The 17,602-nt window shown below is 68.4% G+C and carries 21 protein-coding genes; 16 read left to right on the forward strand and 5 right to left on the reverse strand.

Translation table 11 applies throughout. The annotated features are described in order from the left end of the window. The first annotated feature begins 47 nt into the window (after positions 1 to 47). From SNE34_RS00240 to SNE34_RS00260, 5 genes are all read left to right on the forward strand, one after another. Complete coding sequence (locus tag SNE34_RS00240; protein WP_332613639.1) at positions 48 to 692, forward strand: TetR/AcrR family transcriptional regulator; 645 nt, start codon at positions 48 to 50, stop codon at positions 690 to 692. 5 nt (positions 693 to 697) lie between these two features. Continuing rightward, on the forward strand, positions 698 to 1,654 hold the full coding sequence (locus SNE34_RS00245) for an HlyD family secretion protein (protein WP_332613640.1): 957 nt from the start codon (positions 698 to 700) through the stop codon (positions 1,652 to 1,654). A 20-nt stretch (positions 1,655 to 1,674) separates the two neighbouring features. Beyond that, the gene (locus SNE34_RS00250; protein WP_332614577.1) at positions 1,675 to 2,613 is read left to right on the forward strand and encodes an ABC transporter ATP-binding protein; all 939 of its coding nucleotides are present in this window, start codon (positions 1,675 to 1,677) and stop codon (positions 2,611 to 2,613) included. Further along, entirely contained in the window at positions 2,610 to 3,731 is a 1,122-nt protein-coding gene (locus tag SNE34_RS00255; RefSeq protein WP_332613641.1) for an ABC transporter permease, read from the forward strand. Before SNE34_RS00250 ends, SNE34_RS00255 begins: the two co-directional genes overlap by 4 nt. Positions 3,732 to 3,858: 127 nt before the next feature. Continuing rightward, positions 3,859 to 4,725: a pirin family protein gene (locus tag SNE34_RS00260; RefSeq protein ID WP_332613642.1), complete on the forward strand. Its 867-nt coding sequence runs from the start codon at positions 3,859 to 3,861 to the stop codon at positions 4,723 to 4,725. Positions 4,726 to 4,844: 119 nt separating this feature from the next. On the opposite strand, the gene miaB is transcribed toward SNE34_RS00260, so the two are convergent. Beyond that, positions 4,845 to 6,197 (reverse strand): tRNA (N6-isopentenyl adenosine(37)-C2)-methylthiotransferase MiaB, encoded by a 1,353-nt coding sequence (miaB, locus tag SNE34_RS00265; RefSeq protein ID WP_332613643.1) that lies wholly within the window; start codon positions 6,195 to 6,197, stop codon positions 4,845 to 4,847. 146 nt (positions 6,198 to 6,343) lie between these two features. Between miaB and SNE34_RS00270 the strand changes: the two genes are divergently transcribed. From SNE34_RS00270 to SNE34_RS00295, 6 genes are all read left to right on the forward strand, one after another. Continuing rightward, on the forward strand, positions 6,344 to 7,258 hold the full coding sequence (locus SNE34_RS00270) for a transglycosylase SLT domain-containing protein (protein WP_332613644.1): 915 nt from the start codon (positions 6,344 to 6,346) through the stop codon (positions 7,256 to 7,258). A gap of 168 nt (positions 7,259 to 7,426) precedes the next feature. Next, positions 7,427 to 8,092, forward strand: a complete 666-nt coding sequence (gene petA / locus SNE34_RS00275; RefSeq protein ID WP_332613645.1) for a ubiquinol-cytochrome c reductase iron-sulfur subunit — start codon at positions 7,427 to 7,429, stop codon at positions 8,090 to 8,092. A 3-nt stretch (positions 8,093 to 8,095) separates the two neighbouring features. Beyond that, positions 8,096 to 9,361, forward strand: coding sequence for a cytochrome b (locus SNE34_RS00280; protein ID WP_332613646.1), 1,266 nt, complete (start codon positions 8,096 to 8,098; stop codon positions 9,359 to 9,361). Positions 9,362 to 9,386: 25 nt separating this feature from the next. Next, positions 9,387 to 10,118 (forward strand): cytochrome c1, encoded by a 732-nt coding sequence (locus tag SNE34_RS00285; protein WP_332614580.1) that lies wholly within the window; start codon positions 9,387 to 9,389, stop codon positions 10,116 to 10,118. A gap of 102 nt (positions 10,119 to 10,220) precedes the next feature. Continuing rightward, on the forward strand, positions 10,221 to 10,856 hold the full coding sequence (locus SNE34_RS00290; protein ID WP_332613648.1) for a glutathione S-transferase N-terminal domain-containing protein: 636 nt from the start codon (positions 10,221 to 10,223) through the stop codon (positions 10,854 to 10,856). 86 nt (positions 10,857 to 10,942) lie between these two features. Next, the gene (locus tag SNE34_RS00295; RefSeq protein ID WP_425604417.1) at positions 10,943 to 11,455 is read left to right on the forward strand and encodes a ClpXP protease specificity-enhancing factor; all 513 of its coding nucleotides are present in this window, start codon (positions 10,943 to 10,945) and stop codon (positions 11,453 to 11,455) included. 80 nt (positions 11,456 to 11,535) lie between these two features. Here the strand turns inward: SNE34_RS00295 and SNE34_RS00300 are convergent, their stop codons facing one another. Beyond that, the gene (locus SNE34_RS00300; RefSeq protein ID WP_332613649.1) at positions 11,536 to 11,856 is read right to left on the reverse strand and encodes a DUF3301 domain-containing protein; all 321 of its coding nucleotides are present in this window, start codon (positions 11,854 to 11,856) and stop codon (positions 11,536 to 11,538) included. Between the two features lie 72 nt (positions 11,857 to 11,928). On the opposite strand from SNE34_RS00300, the gene SNE34_RS00305 reads away from it, so the two are divergent. Then, entirely contained in the window at positions 11,929 to 12,747 is an 819-nt protein-coding gene (locus tag SNE34_RS00305) for an FHA domain-containing protein (RefSeq protein ID WP_332613650.1), read from the forward strand. A gap of 16 nt (positions 12,748 to 12,763) precedes the next feature. Here the strand turns inward: SNE34_RS00305 and nadC are convergent, their stop codons facing one another. Then, positions 12,764 to 13,630, reverse strand: coding sequence for a carboxylating nicotinate-nucleotide diphosphorylase (nadC, locus tag SNE34_RS00310; protein WP_332613651.1), 867 nt, complete (start codon positions 13,628 to 13,630; stop codon positions 12,764 to 12,766). After that, the gene (locus tag SNE34_RS00315; RefSeq protein WP_332613652.1) at positions 13,627 to 13,896 is read right to left on the reverse strand and encodes a Trm112 family protein; all 270 of its coding nucleotides are present in this window, start codon (positions 13,894 to 13,896) and stop codon (positions 13,627 to 13,629) included. Before SNE34_RS00315 ends, nadC begins: the two co-directional genes overlap by 4 nt. A gap of 77 nt (positions 13,897 to 13,973) precedes the next feature. Here SNE34_RS00315 and purE point away from each other — a divergent pair, with 77 nt between their 5' ends. Both purE and SNE34_RS00325 read left to right on the forward strand, forming a co-directional pair. Then, positions 13,974 to 14,477: a 5-(carboxyamino)imidazole ribonucleotide mutase gene (gene purE / locus SNE34_RS00320; RefSeq protein WP_332613653.1), complete on the forward strand. Its 504-nt coding sequence runs from the start codon at positions 13,974 to 13,976 to the stop codon at positions 14,475 to 14,477. A gap of 10 nt (positions 14,478 to 14,487) precedes the next feature. Further along, positions 14,488 to 15,642 (forward strand): 5-(carboxyamino)imidazole ribonucleotide synthase, encoded by a 1,155-nt coding sequence (locus SNE34_RS00325; RefSeq protein ID WP_332613654.1) that lies wholly within the window; start codon positions 14,488 to 14,490, stop codon positions 15,640 to 15,642. A gap of 175 nt (positions 15,643 to 15,817) precedes the next feature. On the opposite strand, the gene sodB is transcribed toward SNE34_RS00325, so the two are convergent. After that, positions 15,818 to 16,396: a superoxide dismutase [Fe] gene (gene sodB / locus SNE34_RS00330; RefSeq protein ID WP_332613655.1), complete on the reverse strand. Its 579-nt coding sequence runs from the start codon at positions 16,394 to 16,396 to the stop codon at positions 15,818 to 15,820. 115 nt (positions 16,397 to 16,511) lie between these two features. On the opposite strand from sodB, the gene grxD reads away from it, so the two are divergent. After that, positions 16,512 to 16,832: a Grx4 family monothiol glutaredoxin gene (grxD, locus tag SNE34_RS00335; RefSeq protein ID WP_332613656.1), complete on the forward strand. Its 321-nt coding sequence runs from the start codon at positions 16,512 to 16,514 to the stop codon at positions 16,830 to 16,832. Beyond that, entirely contained in the window at positions 16,829 to 17,572 is a 744-nt protein-coding gene (locus SNE34_RS00340) for an SDR family NAD(P)-dependent oxidoreductase (RefSeq protein WP_332613657.1), read from the forward strand. Before grxD ends, SNE34_RS00340 begins: the two co-directional genes overlap by 4 nt. The last annotated feature ends 30 nt before the right edge of the window (positions 17,573 to 17,602 follow it).

The raw sequence follows: 17,602 nt of genomic DNA on the forward strand, positions 1-17,602 counted from the left end.
CAAACCCTCGGCAACCACCGACACGCGGGTGACTTCCGCCAATGTGAGTGCTTCCGGCAAAACCCGCGCGCGCGCGCGGCCGGCCCGCCGCCACCGGCGAGGACTTGCGCGAACGCCTGCTCGACGCCGCGGTCGCCTGCTTTTCCCGCCATGGCATCGCCGCGACCTCGTTGCGGGCGATCGCGGCCGAGGCCGGCGCCAATCCGGCGTTGTTGCACTACTACTTCGGCGATCGCGCGCAACTGCAGCAGACCGTGATCGACGAACGGGTGATGCCGGTGTTCGCGCAATTGCGCGAGCCGCTGCTGGCACATGGCGACGATGTCGCCGGCCTGGTCGCCGGCTTCGTCCAGGGCATCGGCCGCATCGTCGGCGCGCATCCGTGGCTGCCGTCGCTGTGGGTGCGCGAGGTGCTATGCGAGGGCGGTGCGTTGCGCGACCTGCTGGTCGAGAGGATTGCGCCGCAGTTGCCGCAAATGATGGTCGGCAGGTTCGCCGACGCGCAGGCACGGGGCCGGCTCAATCCCGACCTCGATCCGCGCCTGCTGATGGTCTCGCTGATCGGCCTGACCCTGTTCCCGGCGGCCGGCGCACCGATCTGGCAACGCATGTTCGATGCCTCGGACCTCGACTATGAAGCGCTGCGCCGGCACACGCTGGTACTGCTCGACCGCGGACTGGAGTGCGGATGATGAGGATGGAATCGTGGCGATACGGCGCATGCGGATTGCTGGTGCTCGCGTTGTCCGCGTGTGCGGCGGAGGCGCCACAGGCGCTGGGCACGCTGGAGTACGAGCGCATAAGCCTGCCCGCGCCGGCGGCCGAGCGGATCGTCGCAATCGAGGTTCGCGAGGGCGAGGCGGTCAAGGCCGGGCAGTTGCTGCTGCGGCTGGATGACGACACTCTCGGCCCCAGCACCCGCGCGTTGCAGGCGCAGGCCGAGGGTCGCCGCAGCGCGTTGCAGGAACTGGAAGCCGGGCCGCGCGAGGAAGCTATCGCCGCGGCCCGTGCCCGGCTGACGGCGGCGCAGGCCCGGGCCCGTGAGGCCGGCGCCTATTACGCACGCCTGCAGCCGCTGGGCGAGCGCCAACTGGTCGCCGCCGCCGACGTCGACCGCGCCCGCGCGGTGGCCGCCGACGCCGGTGCGCAGGTCCGCGCCGCCCGTGCCACGCTGGACGAGTTGGAGCACGGCACGCGCAGCGAACAGGTCGAGCAGGGCGAAGCCGCATTGCGCGCCGCGCAGGCGCAGGCCGCCGCGCATGAAGTGGTGCTGGACAAGCTCGACGTGGTCGCGCCGCGCGCCGGCCGCGTCGACGCGCTGCCGTACGAACTGGGCGACCAGGCACCGGTCGGTGCGCCACTGGCGATCCTGCTGGTCGGCGATGCCCCGCACGCACGGGTCTACGTCCCCGAACCGATCCGCGCCGGCGTGCAGGTGGGCGATGCGGCGAAGGTGTTCGTCGATGGCCGCGAACAGGCGTTGCAGGGCCGCGTCCGCATGATCCGCAGCGAGCCCAGCTTCACCCCCTATTACGCGCTGGTCGGCGAGGACGCGGCGCGCCTCAGCTATCTCGCCGAGGTCGAGCTGACCGGCGAGGACGCCAGCGGACTGCCGGCGGGACTGCCGGTCCGGGTCGAGTTCGACGTGCGGTGATGGATACCGCCGCCCCGGCTATACAGGCCTGCGGCCTGACCAAGCGTTTCGGCGACCTCACCGCGGTCGACCATGTCGACCTGGTCGTGCCCAAGGCCTGCGTCTACGGTTTCCTCGGTCCGAACGGCTCGGGCAAGTCGACCACCATCCGCATGCTGTGCGGGCTTCTGACGCCAAGCGCCGGCGAGATCGAGGTACTCGGGCTCAAGGTGCCCGCGCAGGCCGAGGAGGTACGTCGGCGGATCGGCTACATGACCCAGAAATTTTCGCTGTTCGCCGACCTCAGCGTGCGCGAGAACCTCGAATTCCTCGCCGCGGTGCAGGGCGTGCCCAAGGCCAGGACCGCCGCGCGGGTTGGCGAGTTGATCGAGCAGTACCAGTTCGGCGACCGACAGAAACAACTGGCCGGCACCATGAGCGGCGGCCAGAAGCAACGCCTCGCGCTGGCCGGCGCGGTGATCCATCAACCGGAGCTGCTGTTCCTCGACGAACCGACCAGCGCGGTCGACCCCGAGTCGCGCCGCGACTTCTGGGAGAAGTTGTTCGAGCTGGCCGACGCCGGTACCACCTTGCTGGTCTCGACCCACTACATGGACGAGGCCGAGCGCTGCCATCGGTTGTTGATCCTCGACCGCGGCGCACGCGTCGCCGACGGCACCCCGGACGAACTGACCGGCCAACTCGACGGCCGCACGGTCGAGGTCCGCGCCGCGCGTCCGCGCCAGGCCCACGCCGTTTTGGTCGACGTGCCGGAGATCCTCAGTGTCGCCCAGATCGGCAACAGCCTGCGGGTGCTGGCCGAACGCGACGGCGAGATCGCCGGGCGGGTGCGCGACGCGCTTGCCGACGCCGGGCTGGAGGCGGACGTCGAAGCGGTCTCACCCAACCTGGAGGACGTGTTCGTCGCCGCCACCCGCGGCAACGACGCGGTCGACGCCCGGCCGGAGCGCGCGGCATGAACTGGCGCCGGCTCTGGGCGATCGTGCTCAAGGAGCTGCGGCAGATGCGTCGCGACCGCATCACCCTGGCGATGATCATCGGCATCCCGGTGATGCAACTGGTGTTGTTCGGCTATGCGATCAACCTCAACCTGCGCGGCCTGGACGCCGCGATCGCCGACCAGGCCCGCACCGCCGGCTCTCGCGCGCTGGTGATGGACATGCTGGCGACCGGGGTGATCGAACCGGTCGCGGAGGCGGGCACCCCGCGACAGTTGATGGAGGCGCTGCGGGGCGGCGAGATCAGCGTCGGCGTGGTGATCCCGGCCGACTTCGAGCGCCGCCGGCTCGATGGCCGCGAAGCGGTGCAGGTGCTGGTCGACGGCAGCGATACGGTGGTGCAGAGCGCGGCGATCCAGCTGGCGCGGATGCCGATCGGCGATCCGCGTCCGCGGCTTGCGCAGCCGCCCGACGCCGGCGGTCAGGTCAACGGCGCGGGCGGCCAGATCAGCGTGGTCAGCTTTTACAACCCCGAGCGCCGCTCCGCGGTCAACATCGTGCCCGGCCTGATCGGGGTGATCCTGACCATGACGATGGTGCTGTTCACCGGTGTCGCCATCGTCCGCGAGCGCGAGCGCGGCAACATGGAGTTGCTGATCGCGACCCCGCTGAGCCGCAGCGAGCTCATGGTCGGCAAGGTGCTGCCGTACGCGGTGATCGGCCTGGTCCAGACCACCGTGGTGCTGGCGCTCGGCATGTGGCTGTTCCGGGTGCCGGTGCAGGGCAGCCTGCTCGACGTCTACCTCGCCTCGGTGCTGCTGATCCTCGCCAACCTGACCCTCGGCCTGCTGATCTCGACCCGGGCGCAGTCTCAGTTCCAGGCGATGCAGATGACCTTCTTCGTGTTCCTGCCGTCGATCCTGCTGTCGGGCTTCATGTTCCCGTTCGCCGGCATGCCGACGGTGGTGCAGTGGCTGGCCGAGGTGCTGCCGCTGACCCACTTCCTGCGCCTGATCCGCGGGGTGATGCTGCGCGGTGCGGGGCTTTGGGAGCTGTGGCCGGACGTGTTGGCGTTGGTGGCGTTCACCGTGGTGATGATGACGGTGGCGATCACGGGATTCCGCAAGCGCCTCGACTGACCGCCGGCAGGCGTATCGTTTCCTGGACGGAACGATGTGGCGCACTGTCCGCGCTACCAACCGCCGGCTGCGGCCTCAAATCGGCAGGCAACCGGACGCGATCCGGCTTTCGCGTTGGAGCAAACACATGAAGAAGATCCTCGACACCCGCAGCGCTCCCGACCGCCACTGGGTCGGCGACGGCTTCCCGGTGCACGGCCTGTTCGGCTACAGCGGCGCGGACGTGCCGCAGCGCAGCCCGTTCCTGCTGCTCGACTACGCCGCACCGACCCGGTTCGAGCCGACCACGCAGCGCCGCGGCGTCGGCCAGCACCCGCACCGCGGCTTCGAGACCGTCACGATCGTCTACGACGGCGAGGTCGAGCATCGCGATTCCACCGGAAAAGGCGGCGTGATCGGCGCCGGCGACGTGCAGTGGATGACCGCCGGCGCCGGCATCCTGCACGAGGAGTTCCATTCCAGCGGGTTCGCCAAACGCGGCGGCCCGTTCGAGATGGTGCAGCTGTGGGTCAACCTGCCGGCCAGGGACAAGATGGCCGCGCCCGGCTACCAGGGCATCACCGACGCGCAGATCCCGTCGGTACCGCTGCCGGACGACGCCGGTCGCGTGCGGGTGATCGCCGGCAGCTTCGACGGCCATGACGGCCCGGCCCACACGTTCTCGCCGATGAACGTCTGGGATGTGCGGCTGGACGCCGGCAAGACCGTGCAACTGCCGCAGGCCGAGGGCTGGACCGTGCAGGTCGTGGTGCTGGCCGGCACCGTGCAGGTCAACGGCGAGGCGGTGCTGCGCGAGAAGCAGATGGTGACGTTGTCGACCGAGGGCACCGGTGTGGGCATCGAGGCCAACAGCGACGCCAAGTTGCTGCTGCTGGCCGGCGAGCCGATCGACGAGCCGGTGGTGGGCTATGGCCCGTTCGTGATGAACAGCCAGGCCGAGATCGCCCAGGCGGTCGCCGACTTCAACAGCGGGCGTTTCGGTCGGATGGATTGAACTGACCGGGGCTCTTGTCGGAGCGGCTTCAGCCGCGATCTGGAACCGTTCGCCCGCGCCGATTCCAGATCGCGGCTGAAGCCGCTCCTACAACCGCACGAAGTCCAGTCGGGCAGGGATCAACCGTCGACCGCAATCCGCCCGCGCAACGAGTTGCTCATCGCCTCGGTAATGACGACGTCGACGAACTGGCCGATCAACCGCGGATGCCCGGGGAAGTTCACCGAGCGCATGTTCTCGGTCTTGCCGGTCAACTCGCTGGCGTCGCGCTTCGACGGCCGCTCCACCAGCACCCGCTGCACGCTGCCGACCATCGCCGCGCTGATCCGGGCGGCGTTGTCGTTGATCGCCGCCTGCAGCCGCGACAGCCGCGCGTGCTTGTCGGTATCGCTGGTGGCGTCGTCGAGGTCGGCCGCCGGCGTGCCGGGGCGCCGCGAGTAGATGAACGAGAACGACTGGTCGAAACCCACGTCCTCGATCAGCTTCATGGTCTTCTCGAAATCCGCGTCGGTCTCGCCGGGGAAGCCGACGATGAAGTCCGACGAGATCGCGATGTCCGGCCGGACGCTGCGCAGCTTGCGGATCTTCTGCTTGAACTCCAGCGCGGTGTAGCCGCGCTTCATCGCGCTCAGCACGCGGTCGGAGCCCGATTGCACGGGCAGGTGCAGGTAGTTGGCCAGTTGCGGCACGTCGCGGTAGGCCTCCACCAGCGAGTCGGAGAACTCCAGCGGGTGCGAGGTGGTGAAGCGGATCCGGTCGATGCCGTCGATCTCGGCGATGGTGCGGATCAGCAGGCCGAGGTCGGCCATGTCGCTGTCACCGTACGGCCCGCGATAGGCATTGACGTTCTGCCCGAGCAGGTTGATCTCGCGCACGCCCTGCGCCGCCAGTTGCGCGACCTCGACCAGCACATCCTCGAACGGCCGGCTGACCTCCTCGCCGCGGGTGTAGGGCACCACGCAGAACGAGCAGTACTTGCTGCAGCCTTCCATGATCGAGACGAACGCGCTCGGCCCTTCGGCGCGCGGCTCGGGCAGGCGGTCGAACTTCTCGATCTCGGGGAAGCTGATGTCGACCTGTGGCCGGCCGGACTGGCGACGCTCGCGGATCAGCTCGGGCAGCCGGTGCAAGGTCTGCGGGCCGAATACCAGATCCACATACGGCGCTCGCTTGACGATCGCCGCGCCTTCCTGGCTCGCCACGCAGCCGCCGACGCCAATCAGCACCGGTTTGTCGCCGGCCTTCAACGACTTCCAGCGCCCCAGTTGGCTGAATACCTTCTCCTGCGCTTTTTCGCGGATCGAGCAGGTATTGACCAGGATCACGTCGGCTTCTTCGACGTTCGTGGTCAATTCCAGCCCGTCCGAGGCGGCCAGCACGTCGGCCATCTTGGCCGAGTCGTATTCGTTCATCTGGCAGCCGTGGGTCTGGATGAACAGCTTTCCCGGGGACGGGGCGAGGGTGTCGGTCATGGCGGTTCCGGGGAGGGCGGCGGTTAATCCGCGCCGGAGATGTGCGGGAACCGGCTAGTCTAGCGGATCGGCCGCAGTCGGGCCGCCGTCGCGTTTTCGAAGCGTGGGGCTTGGCAATGCCGACAGGAAGGGAGAGACTCGCGGGCATGAGGGGGGGTATCGCACTGCTGGGGTTCCTGTGCCTGCTGGTCGCCACGCCCGTGGCGGCCGGCACCATATACCGCTGCGACAGTTCCGACGGCGCCCGCAGTTACGTCAGCAAGCGGATTCCCGGCGCCAAGTGCAGCGCGGTCAGCAGCTACACCGCCAGCCGGTCCACGCCTCCCGCGGAACGCGCACCGGCCTCGGCCGCGGTGGGTGATGCGAGTCCCTCCAGTCCCACCGCGGGCTCGCCGGCCACGATCAGCACCGGCTCCAGCGCCGCGCCGGTGACGGTCATGACCAACGCGGCCCCGGTCAGTTCGGTCAAGCCCGGCTCCAAGGGATCGCGACGGGTGCAGGGGCAGGTGTATTCCTACATCAAGGACGGCGTCCGCCACTACACCAGCGAGCGCCCTAAAGGCTTGGCCCGCGCGAGCGCCGTGCGGACGATCAAGTACAGCTTCCTGGAGACCTGCTATGCCTGCGCGGCCCGGCCGGGGGTGAGTTTCGCCAACGTCCGGCTCAACACGGAAGCCTACCGCGATGAAATCGCGTCGGCCGCCGCCAGGCACGGCGTCGACGAGGCGATCGTGCGGGCGATCATCCACGCCGAGTCGGCGTTCAACCCCAATGCGCTGTCGCGAGTCGGGGCGCAGGGCCTGATGCAGCTGATGCCCGCCACCGCGCGCCGGTTCGGGGTCGACAACGCCTTCGATGCCGGGCAGAACATCCAGGGCGGAGTCGAGTACCTGGCATGGCTGCTGAAGCGGTTCGACGGCAACCTGACCTACGCCGCGGCCGGCTACAACGCCGGCGAGGGCAACGTCGACAAGTACAACGGGGTGCCGCCCTTCAGCGAAACCCAGCGCTACGTGCAACGCGTCGGGGTGCTGGCCGAGCGCTATCGCGCCGCGCGGTAGGCGTTTCCGGTTTGCCGCAGGCGGCGTCGCACGGCCCGCGGCGGCGTCCCGGATTGTCGGGTCGTTAACCGTTCCGTTACACTTCCCCGTCTTTTGAGCCGCCAGCCGACGCCAGTGGTGCCGGTCGTGCGGTGAAACTTCGATATTCAAGCTTTTGCGGAGCGCCGGATGGCAAACCAAGGGGTCAAAGATCCTCATAACGAGGTTAGCGGACATGGTGGCGAGCCCGTCAACCACGGCCGCCGCCGTTTCCTGACCGCGACCACCGCCGTGGTCGGCGCGATCGGCGCCGGTTTCGTGGCCGTGCCGTTCATCAAGTCGTGGAACCCGAGCGAGCGGGCCAAGTTGGCTGGCGCGCCGATTTCCGCCGACATCAGCACGCTCGAGGCCGGCCAGCGCCTGGTGCTGGAATGGCGCGGACAGCCGATCTGGATCGTGCGTCGCACCGAGGAGATCCTGCAGGCGCTGCCGACGCTCAAGGACCAGCTGCGCGACCCGCTTTCGACCGAAGCCCCGGACCAGCAGCCCGAGTACGTGATGGAAGGCGAGCCGCAGTTCCGCTCGATCAAGCCCGAGATCTCGGTGCTGGTCGGACTGTGCACCCACCTGGGCTGCTCGCCGGAGATGAAGGCGGAGATCCGCCCCGAGCCGTTCGACCCCAACTGGAAGGGCGGCTACTTCTGCCCCTGCCACAAGTCGAAGTTCGACATGTCCGGCCGCGTGTACCAGGGCGTGCCCGCACCCATCAACCTGCTGGTGCCGCCGCACCACTATGAGAGCGACACCACCATCGTGATCGGTGTCGATCCCTCGCAGTCCCAGGGAGCCGCGTAAGCCATGTCGAACATCTTCACCCGCGCCGCCAACGGCGCGATGGACTGGGTCAACGACCGCGCACCCGCGCTTGCGCCGATGTACCGCAAGCACATGACCGAGTACTACGCGCCGAAGAACTTCAACATCTGGTACGTGTTCGGCGTGCTGTCGCTGGTGGCCCTGGTCAACCAGATCTTCACCGGCATCTTCCTGACGATGCACTTCAAGCCGAGCGCGGCGGAAGCCTTCGCCTCGGTCGAGTACATCATGCGCGACGTGGAGTGGGGCTGGCTGATCCGCTACATGCACTCCACCGGCGCATCGCTGTTCTTCATCGTGGTCTACCTGCACATGTTCCGCGGACTGCTGTACGGCTCCTACCAGAAGCCGCGCGAGCTGGTCTGGCTGCTCGGCATGGTGATCTACCTGGTGCTGATGGCCGAGGCCTTCATGGGCTACGTGCTGCCGTGGGGCCAGATGTCGTTCTGGGGCGCCAAGGTGATCATCTCGCTGTTCGGCGCGATCCCGGTGATCGGCAACGGCCTGACCGAGTGGATCATGGGCGACTACCTGCCCGGCGACGCCACCCTCAACCGCTTCTTCGCCCTGCACGTGATCGCGCTGCCGCTGGTGCTGCTGTTGCTGGTGGTACTGCACCTGGGTGCGCTGCACGAGGTCGGGTCCAACAACCCGGAAGGCGTGGAGATCAAGAAGGGACCGAAGGGCAACCGCTGGTCGCCGAGTGCGCCGGCCGATGGCATCCCGTTCCACCCGTACTACACGGTCAAGGACCTGGTGTTCGTCGGCTTCTTCCTGCTGATCGCGGCGTTCATCATCTTCTTCGCGCCGGCGTTCGGTGGCTGGTTCCTCGAGCACGACAACTTCGTCGAGGCCAACCGCCTGGTGACCCCGGAGCACATCAAGCCGGTCTGGTACTACACCCCGTTCTACGCGATGTTGCGGGTGATCCCCGACAAGCTCGGCGGCGTGATGGTGATGTTCGGCGCGATCGCGATCCTGTTCGCGGTGCCGTGGCTGGACCGTAGCAAGGTCAAGTCGGTGCGCTATCGCGGCTGGATCTCGAAGGTCGCGCTGATGGTGCTGGCGATCTCCTTCATCTGGCTCGGCAAGATCGGCGCCGGCCCGGGCACCGACCCGGTCGAAACCCAGATCGGCCGCGTGCTGACCTTCCTCTACTTTGCTTTCTTTATCACGATGCCGCTGTGGACCAAGCTCGACAAGACCAAGCCGGTGCCGGAGCGGGTGACGACGCATGACCATGACTAAGCCACTTACCGCCCGCCGTCCGCAGATGCTCGCCAGGATCGCCGCCTTCGCTGCCGGACTGCTGGTCTCCGCGTCGGCATTCGCCGCCAGCACCGGCGACCTGCAGCAGGCCGGCGTCGACCTCGGCAACCAGGCCTCGCTGCAGCGCGGTGCCCAGCTGTACATGAACTACTGCGCGGGCTGCCACTCGCTCAAGTACCTGCGTTACTCGCGCATCGCCGAGGACCTCGACCTGACCGAAGAGCAGGTGATGGAGAACCTCAACCTCACCGGTGCCAAGTTCGGCGAGCACGTGCTGGTCGCGATGCCCGAGGAACATGCCACCGAGTGGTTCGGCAAGATGCCGCCGGACCTGAGCCTGATTGCGCGTTCGCGCGGCAGCGACTGGGTCTACACCTACCTCAAGTCGTTCTACCTGGATGAGTCGCGCCCGCTGGGCTGGAACAACAAGTTGTTCCCGAATGCCTCGATGCCCAATCCGCTGTGGGAGCTGCAGGGGTTGCAGCACGCCATCCATGGCGAGCCCGACGTGACCGGCGAGCCGACCGTGGTCGGCCTGGAAGTCACCCGCGCGGGCACGATGGCGCCGGCCGAGTTCGACCAGGCCGTGCGCGACATCACTGCATTCCTCGAGTACGCCGGTGAGCCGGCTGCCCTCAAGCGCCAGAGCATGGGCGTGTGGGTGGTCCTGTTCCTCGCCCTGCTCACGTTCCTGCTCTACCTGGTGAAGACCGAGTACTGGCGCGACGTGAAGTAGTTGCCCCTGCGGGCGACCGACGACTCAAGGCCGTGACGACCGCCCGCACTGGGTGGGCGGCGTCGTGCGACCGGCGGAATCCGGTCGCTGGAGAGGTCGATGATGGCAGCGAGTCCCCGTATGCGTAATGCCCTTACCCTGTTCTCGTCCACCGATTGCGTGCTGTGCCACCGGGTGCGGCTGGTGCTTGCGGCCAAGGGTGTTACCTACGACCTGATTCCGGTAGACCCGCAGAACCCGCCGGAAGACCTGGTCGACCTCAACCCGTACCACTCGGTGCCGACCCTGGTCGAGCGCGACCTGGTGCTGTACGCCGCCAGCGTGGTCAGCGAATACCTCGACGAACGCTACCCGCATCCGCCGCTGATGCCGGTCGACCCGCTGTCCCGCGCGCGCCTGCGGCTGGCGATGCTGCGGCTGGAACACGACTGGGTGCCGCAGGTGCAGGCGATCCAGCTGGGCAACAAGGCGCAGGCCGATGCGGGCCGCAAGCGCCTGAAGGAACTGCTGACCGCCTCGGTGCCGCTGTTCAAGGCGTTCAAGTTCTTCCTCAACACCGAGATGAGCCTGGCCGACTGCGCGATGGCGCCGATCGTCTGGCGTCTCGACTCCCTGGGGGTGCCGTTGCCGAAGGACGGCAAGGCGATCGAGGACTACGGCAACCGCATCTTCCGCAACCCCGGCTTCACCCGCAGCCTGACCGAGCAGGAGCGCCGCCTGCGCGACCTGCCGGGCTGAACCGCGGCACCCACCGCGCCGCATCGCGTGTGCCCGTTTGCGACGGGCCTTCGCGTGCGGCGCTTTCATTTGCTTAGACTGCACGCATGACCGATGACGCCTCCCCGATGACCAGCCACCGTCCGTACCTGTTGCGGGCGCTGTACGAGTGGATCGCCGACAACGGCATGACCCCGCACCTGCTGGTCGATGCCACTCGGGCGGACGTGCAGGTGCCGAAAGGTGCGGTGAAGGAGGGCCGGGTCGTGCTCAACATCGCCGATCGCGCAGTCTCGGGATTGGAGATGAGCAACGAACTGATCCGTTTCAGCGCCCGCTTTGGCGGGGTCAGTCAGACGGTGTCGGTGCCGGTCGGCGCGGTGCTGGCGATCTATGCGCGCGAAACCGGGCAGGGCATGGCGTTGCCCGACGAGGTCCAGGGCGAAGACGCGCAGGACGTCAGCGACGGCGGCACCGAAAGCACGCGCCCCACGCTGAGCGCGGTCCCGAGCGCGTCGGGCGACGAGGGCGATCTGTCTTCGGGCGACGACGGCGACGACGATCCGGGCGATGGCTCCGACCGACCGCGTCGCGGTCCACACCTGCGCGTGGTCAAATAGCCGGCGGATGTAGGAGCGGCTTCAGCCGCGATCTGAAACCGTTCGCTCGCGCCGACTCCAGATCGCGGCTAAAGCCGCTCCTACAACTGCGACGGTGCCGCGGCGACCGGGCCGCTGAACGACACCAGCCGACTGTCTCGCAGGACCAGCCGACCGCTGCGGCGGTCGTGCCCATCGCTCGAATAGTCGAACCGGAACGTGCGTTCCCAGCCGAGCCAGCCGTTGTCGTGGCGGCACACCCGCAGCCGGATCGCATGCACGCTCTCGTCGAGCAACTGCACGCCGGCGGCACGGCAGGCGTCGCGACCGACCTTGACGGCCTGTTCGGCGGCGGCGCGGCCCGCGCTCCAGAATGCGAACGCGGTCGCAGCGAGAATCATCACGATCAGTAGAGTCGGCATCGGCTAAATGTGGCGGCGTATCGCGTCGTCCGCAAGGGCCGCCGACGTGCTTCTCAGGGGGAGAGCAACGACATGAAACTGGTCTTTCCGGGTGGTGAACACCCGCAGGTCCTGCTGGGCCAGGGCGTCAACCGGGTCGGCTCCGATCCGCTCGCCAACATCGTCCTCGACCGCCCCGGCGTGCTCCCGCAGCACTGCCAGCTGCACGTGACCGACCAGGCGGTGATGCTGTCGGTCACCGCCGGCATCGCGGTGACCGTCAACGGCCATGCGGTCGATGGACTGATTGCGTTGCGCGCCGGTGATCGCGTGTGCTTCGACGGCGTGCAGGCCCAACTCGCGGCGCTCGACCCGAACGCCGCGGCGCGGCACCGGGCGCTGGCGGCCGGTTGCGCGCAGGGCGCGGCCAACGACGACCCGGGGGCGACTGCGGTCCGCCCGGTGTTGCCGAAGTTTGTCCTGCGCGGTCTCTCGGGCAGTGTGTTCGGCCGCAGCTTTGCACTGCTCGGGCCGATGTCGGTCGGGCGCGCGAGCGAGTGCGAACTGCTGTTGCGTGACGAAGGCCTGTCACGCCGCCATGCGCGCCTGATCCCGACCGCGGAAGGCGTGCAACTGGAGGACCTGGGATCGACCAACGGTTGCTTCATCAATGGCGCGCGGGTCCTGCGCGGGGTGGCCCGGCCCGGCGACGAGGTTGTTTTCGACAGCGTGCGCTTCCAGCTGGTCGGTTCAACCGTCGAAACCGGCGCCCGGTCCACGCCGGTGCAGGTCCCGGCGACGCCCGGCCACCGACCGGTTCGCGCGCTCTCGCAGCTCTGGTCGCCGTGGTTGTGGACGGCCCTGGCGGCTTCGTCGCTGGTGGCCTTGGTCGCGCTGGCGTTCCTGTACTGAGGACGCCGCGGTCGGGTCAATTCCCCTCGGGAGGAGGACCGAGCTTGAGCGACAGGTCGATCGCGCGGACGTGCTTGGTCAGCCCGCCAATCGAGATGCAGTCGACGCCGTCGGCGGCGATCGCGCGCAGGCCCTCGAGGTCGACGCCACCGGAAACCTCCAGCGGAACCGGGCGGGGATGGGCGGCGGTGATCGCCACCGCCTCGCGCCGGGTGGTGGCGTCGAAGTCGTCGATCAGGATCCGGGTGCAGCCGACCTCGAGCGCCTCTCGCAACTGGTCGAGGGTTTCGACCTCGACGATCAGCGGCAAGTCCGGCTGGGCGGCACGCGCGGCGTCGATCGCGGCGGTCAGCGAACCGGCGGCGCGGACGTGGTTCTCCTTCAGCATCACCGCATCGAACAGGCCCATCCGGTGGTTGACCCCGCCGCCGACGCGGACCGCGTACTTCTGCGCCTGGCGCAGGCCGGGGAGGGTCTTGCGGGTGTCGAGGATCTTCGCTTTGCTGCCGCGCACGGCGTCGACGTGGGCGGCGGTATTGGTGGCGGTCGCCGACAGGGTCTGCATGAAGTTCAGCGAACTGCGCTCGGCGCCGACCAGGGCTCTGGCACGGCCCTGCAGCGTAGCGAGCACGGTGCCGGCGGCGATGCGATCTCCTTCTTCTACCCGCCAGTCGATCCGCACGTCCGCATCGAGCGCGCGGTGGCAGGCATCGAACCACGGCCGGCCGCAGACGATCGCGTCTTCCTTGCACAGCAGGTAGGCGCTGTCGGCGATGTCGGGAAGCAGCGCAGCGGTGACGTCGCCGGCGCCGAGGTCCTCGGCCAGCGCCCGGGCGACATCGGCGGCGACGGCGTCCAGCGGTGCGGCGAATTCGACGCTCATGCGGTCGGGAACCCGTCGACCTGGGCAGTCGCGATCGCCTCTTCGGCCAGTAGCACCGGAATGCCGTCGTCGATCCGATAGACCCGCTTGCGGTCGCGGGTGACCAGCGCCTCGCGCAGCGGCTCAGGCTGGGCGCTGCCGTCGTCGCGGACCACGCCGCCCGCCGCGATCGCCTGGTTCAGCGCCTGCAGGCCGCGGCTGTCGAGCAGGGCCAGCGATTGGCGGCTGGCGGGGCAGACGAGCAGGTCGAGCAGTTTGCGGTCCATGGGACGAGACTCCTGTGCGGGCCGGTGAAGCGACGGCGTAAGGTCGGTAGAATACCGTTTTGCCGCAGGCTCGAACCATGACAGACACCGCGCAGGCGCCGCTCGTCGGCATCGTGATGGGCTCCCGCTCCGACTGGGAGACGATGCAGCATGCGGCGGCCAAGCTGGAGGTACTCGGCGTCCCGCACGAGGTCCGGGTGGTCTCGGCGCACCGCACCCCCGACGTGCTGTTCGACTACGCCGCCAGTGCGGCCGGTCGCGGCCTGCGCGCGATCATCGCCGGCGCCGGTGGCGCTGCGCACCTGCCGGGCATGCTCGCCGCCAAGACCGCGGTGCCGGTGCTCGGCGTTCCGGTGCAGTCGAAGGCGCTCAACGGCATGGACTCGCTGTTGTCGATCGTGCAGATGCCGGCCGGGATTCCGGTGGCGACGTTCGCGATCGGCAACGCCGGCGCGGCCAATGCGGCGCTGTTCGCGGCGGCGATGCTGGCGGCGGAACACCCCGCGATCGGCGGGGCGCTCAACGCGTTCCGCACCCGGCAGACCGAAGACGTCGCCGGCAACGACGACCCGCGCAAGTGAGCCCGGCACGATGACTACCGTAGGCATCCTCGGCGGCGGACAGCTCGCCCGCATGCTGGCGCTCGATGGCGCGCCGCTGGGCGTGCGCTTCCTTGTGATGGATGCGTCGGCCGACGCATGTGCCGGCCAGTTCGCGCCGATGGTGGTGGGCGACTACACCAACGAGTCCGCCCTGGCCGAGTTCGCGTCGCGGGTGGACGTCGCCACCTTCGACTTCGAGAACGTGCCGTCGGAATCCGCCCAGTGGCTGACCGAGCGGATCGCGGTATACCCGAATCCCCGTGCACTCGGCACCACCCAGGACCGGCTGGCGGAGAAGACCCTGTTCCGCGAACTCGGCATCCCGGTACCGCCCTTCGCCACCATCGACACCCGGGCGCAACTCGACACCGCCATCGCCGACATTGGCGCGCCCTGCATCCTCAAGACCCGTCGGCTCGGCTACGACGGCAAGGGCCAGTTCCGGATCAAGAGTGCGGCCGATGCCGATGCCGCCTGGGGCGCGCTGGGTGCGCAGGCGGAGAAGGTCGGGTTGATCCTGGAAGGTTTCGTCGCGTTCGAGCGCGAGTTGTCGGTGGTTGCGGTACGCGGCCGCGACGGCGAGTTCCGCACCTGGCCGCTGACCGAGAACTGGCATGTCGACGGCGTGCTGTCGGCCAGCTTGGCCCCGGCCACCGCCGAGCCGGCGCTGGCGGAGACCGCGTTCGGCTACGCCCGCCAGCTTGCCGAGGCGCTGGATTACGTCGGCGTGTTCGCGCTGGAACTGTTCTGCCGCGATGGCGAATTGCTGGCCAACGAACTGGCGCCGCGTGTGCACAACTCCGGCCACTGGACGATCGAGGGCGCCGAGACTAGCCAGTTCCAGAACCACCTGCGCGCCGTGCTCGGCCTGCCGCTGGGCGCGACCCGAATGGTCGGCCACGCCTGCATGCTCAACTGGATCGGCGCGATGCCGGACGCCAACGCGGTGCTGGCCGAGCCGGGCGGGCATTGGCACGACTATGGCAAGGCGCCGCGCGACGGCCGCAAGGTCGGGCATGCGACGTTGCGGGCGGAGTCGCCAGAGGAATTGGCCGCGGGGTTGCAGCGGGTCGGTGCTGCGCTTGACCGTGAAGCGCAGGTTGCCCCGGTCATTTCCAGATTGCATGGCAGGCGGCCCTTGTAGGAGCGGCTTCAGCCGCGATCTGAAATCGTTCGCTCGTGCGGACTCACGATCGCGGCTGAAGCCGCTCCTACAACCGCGGGACGTCCAGTCGACAGGGACATTCCAACCGCCGTCGACGCAAACAAAAAACGACCGGGTCGCCCCGGCCGTTCGCGTCACGTCACCGGATGCGCGATCACTTCATGTTCGAAGCGACGAACTCCCAGTTGACCAGGTTCCAGAACGACTCGACATACTTCGGCCGCGCGTTGCGGTAATCGATGTAGTACGCGTGCTCCCACACATCGCAGGTCAGCAGCGCGGTGTCGTCGCCGGTCAGCGGGGTGTTGGCGTTGGCGGTGCTCACCAGCGCCAGCGCGCCGTCGGGACGCTGGACCAGCCAGCCCCAGCCGGAGCCGAAGGTCTTGATCGAGGTCTCGCTGAACTGCTCCTTGAACTTGGCGAAGTCGCCGAACGCCTTGTTGATCGCCTCCAGCAGTTTGCCGGTCGGCTCGCCGCCACCGTTGGGTGACAGGCAGTTCCAGTAGAAGGTGTGGTTCCAGACCTGCGCGGCGTTGTTGAACATCCCGCCCTGCGACTTGCGGATGATGTCCTCCAGCGGCATGTCGGCGAACTCGGTGCCCTCGATCATCTTGTTGAGGTTGTCGACGTAGGCCTTGTGGTGCTTGCCGTAGTGGTACTCCAGCGTTTCGGCGGAGATGTGCGGCTCGAGCGCGTTCTTTTCGTAGGGCAGGGGAGGCAGTTCGATTGCCATTGGCGGGCTCCTTGATGAGGCTGGCTGGATGGACGGGCTACAATCCCCATTCTATCCCCACGCCATGTTGCCCGGCCGTCAAAGCCGGGCAACGCACCATTGCAGGAGTTGATCGATGTCCGTGCTCGAGCGGATCCAGGCCGAAGTCGAAAGCCACCCGGTCGTGTTGTTCATGAAGGGCACCGCGCAGTTCCCGATGTGCGGCTTCTCCAGCCGCGCGGTGCAGGTGCTGCAGAGCGCCGGCGCCACCGAGCTGCATACGGTCAACGTGCTGGAAGACCCGGAGATCCGCGCCAACCTGCCGCGCTACTCCAACTGGCCGACCTTCCCGCAGCTTTTCATTCATGGCGAGCTGATCGGCGGTTGCGACATCACCGTCGAGCTGTTCGAGTCGGGCGAACTCGCCCGCATGATCAGCGAGACCCAGCGCCAGTGACCGCGGATGCAGGCAAACCGGCGGCGAATGCGCTCGATGGCCGGGTGGTGCTGGTCAGCGGGGCCGCCGGCGGACTCGGCAGTGTCGCCGCCACCGCCTGCGCCCGCGCCGGGGCCACCGTGGTGTTGCTGGGTCGCAAGCTGCCGAAGTTGAACCGCCTGTACGACGCGATAGCGGCCGAAGGGCCGGAGCCGCTGCTGTACCCGCTCGACCTGGAGGGTGCCACGCCGGACGACTACGCCGAACTGGCGAAGCGCCTGGAAGCCGAACTCGGCCGGCTCGATGGCGTGCTCCATTGCGCCGCCAACTTCCGCGGCCTGACCCCGCTGCTGCAGAGCGATCCGGCGGCCTTCGCGCGCGCGATCCACGTCAACCTCACCGCGCCGTGGTGGCTCAGCCAAGCCTGCCTGCCGTTGCTGGCCAAGGCCGACGACGCTGCGCTGGTGTTCGTGCTCGACGATCGCGAGCGCGTCGGCAAGGCCAACTGGGGCGGCTACGGGATTGCCCAACACGGGCTCGAATCATTGGTCGCAATGCTGCACGCCGAACTGGCCAACACCCGGGTGCGGGTCGCGGGGCTGCAGCCGGGCCCGATGCGCACCGCGCTGCGGGCGATGGCCTACGTCGAGGAAGACGACCGCACCGCGCGCGCGCCCGAGGCCTATGCCCAGGCTTGCGTCACCCTGTTGTCGGCCGCCGGCGCCGACCATCGCGGCCAGGTATGGGCGCCCCGGCCCTGATGCCTGACCCGGCCCACGCACGCATGGACC

This window comes from Novilysobacter erysipheiresistens (assembly GCF_036663935.1).
In the GTDB taxonomy this organism is placed as follows: Bacteria; Pseudomonadota; Gammaproteobacteria; order Xanthomonadales; family Xanthomonadaceae; genus Novilysobacter; species Novilysobacter erysipheiresistens.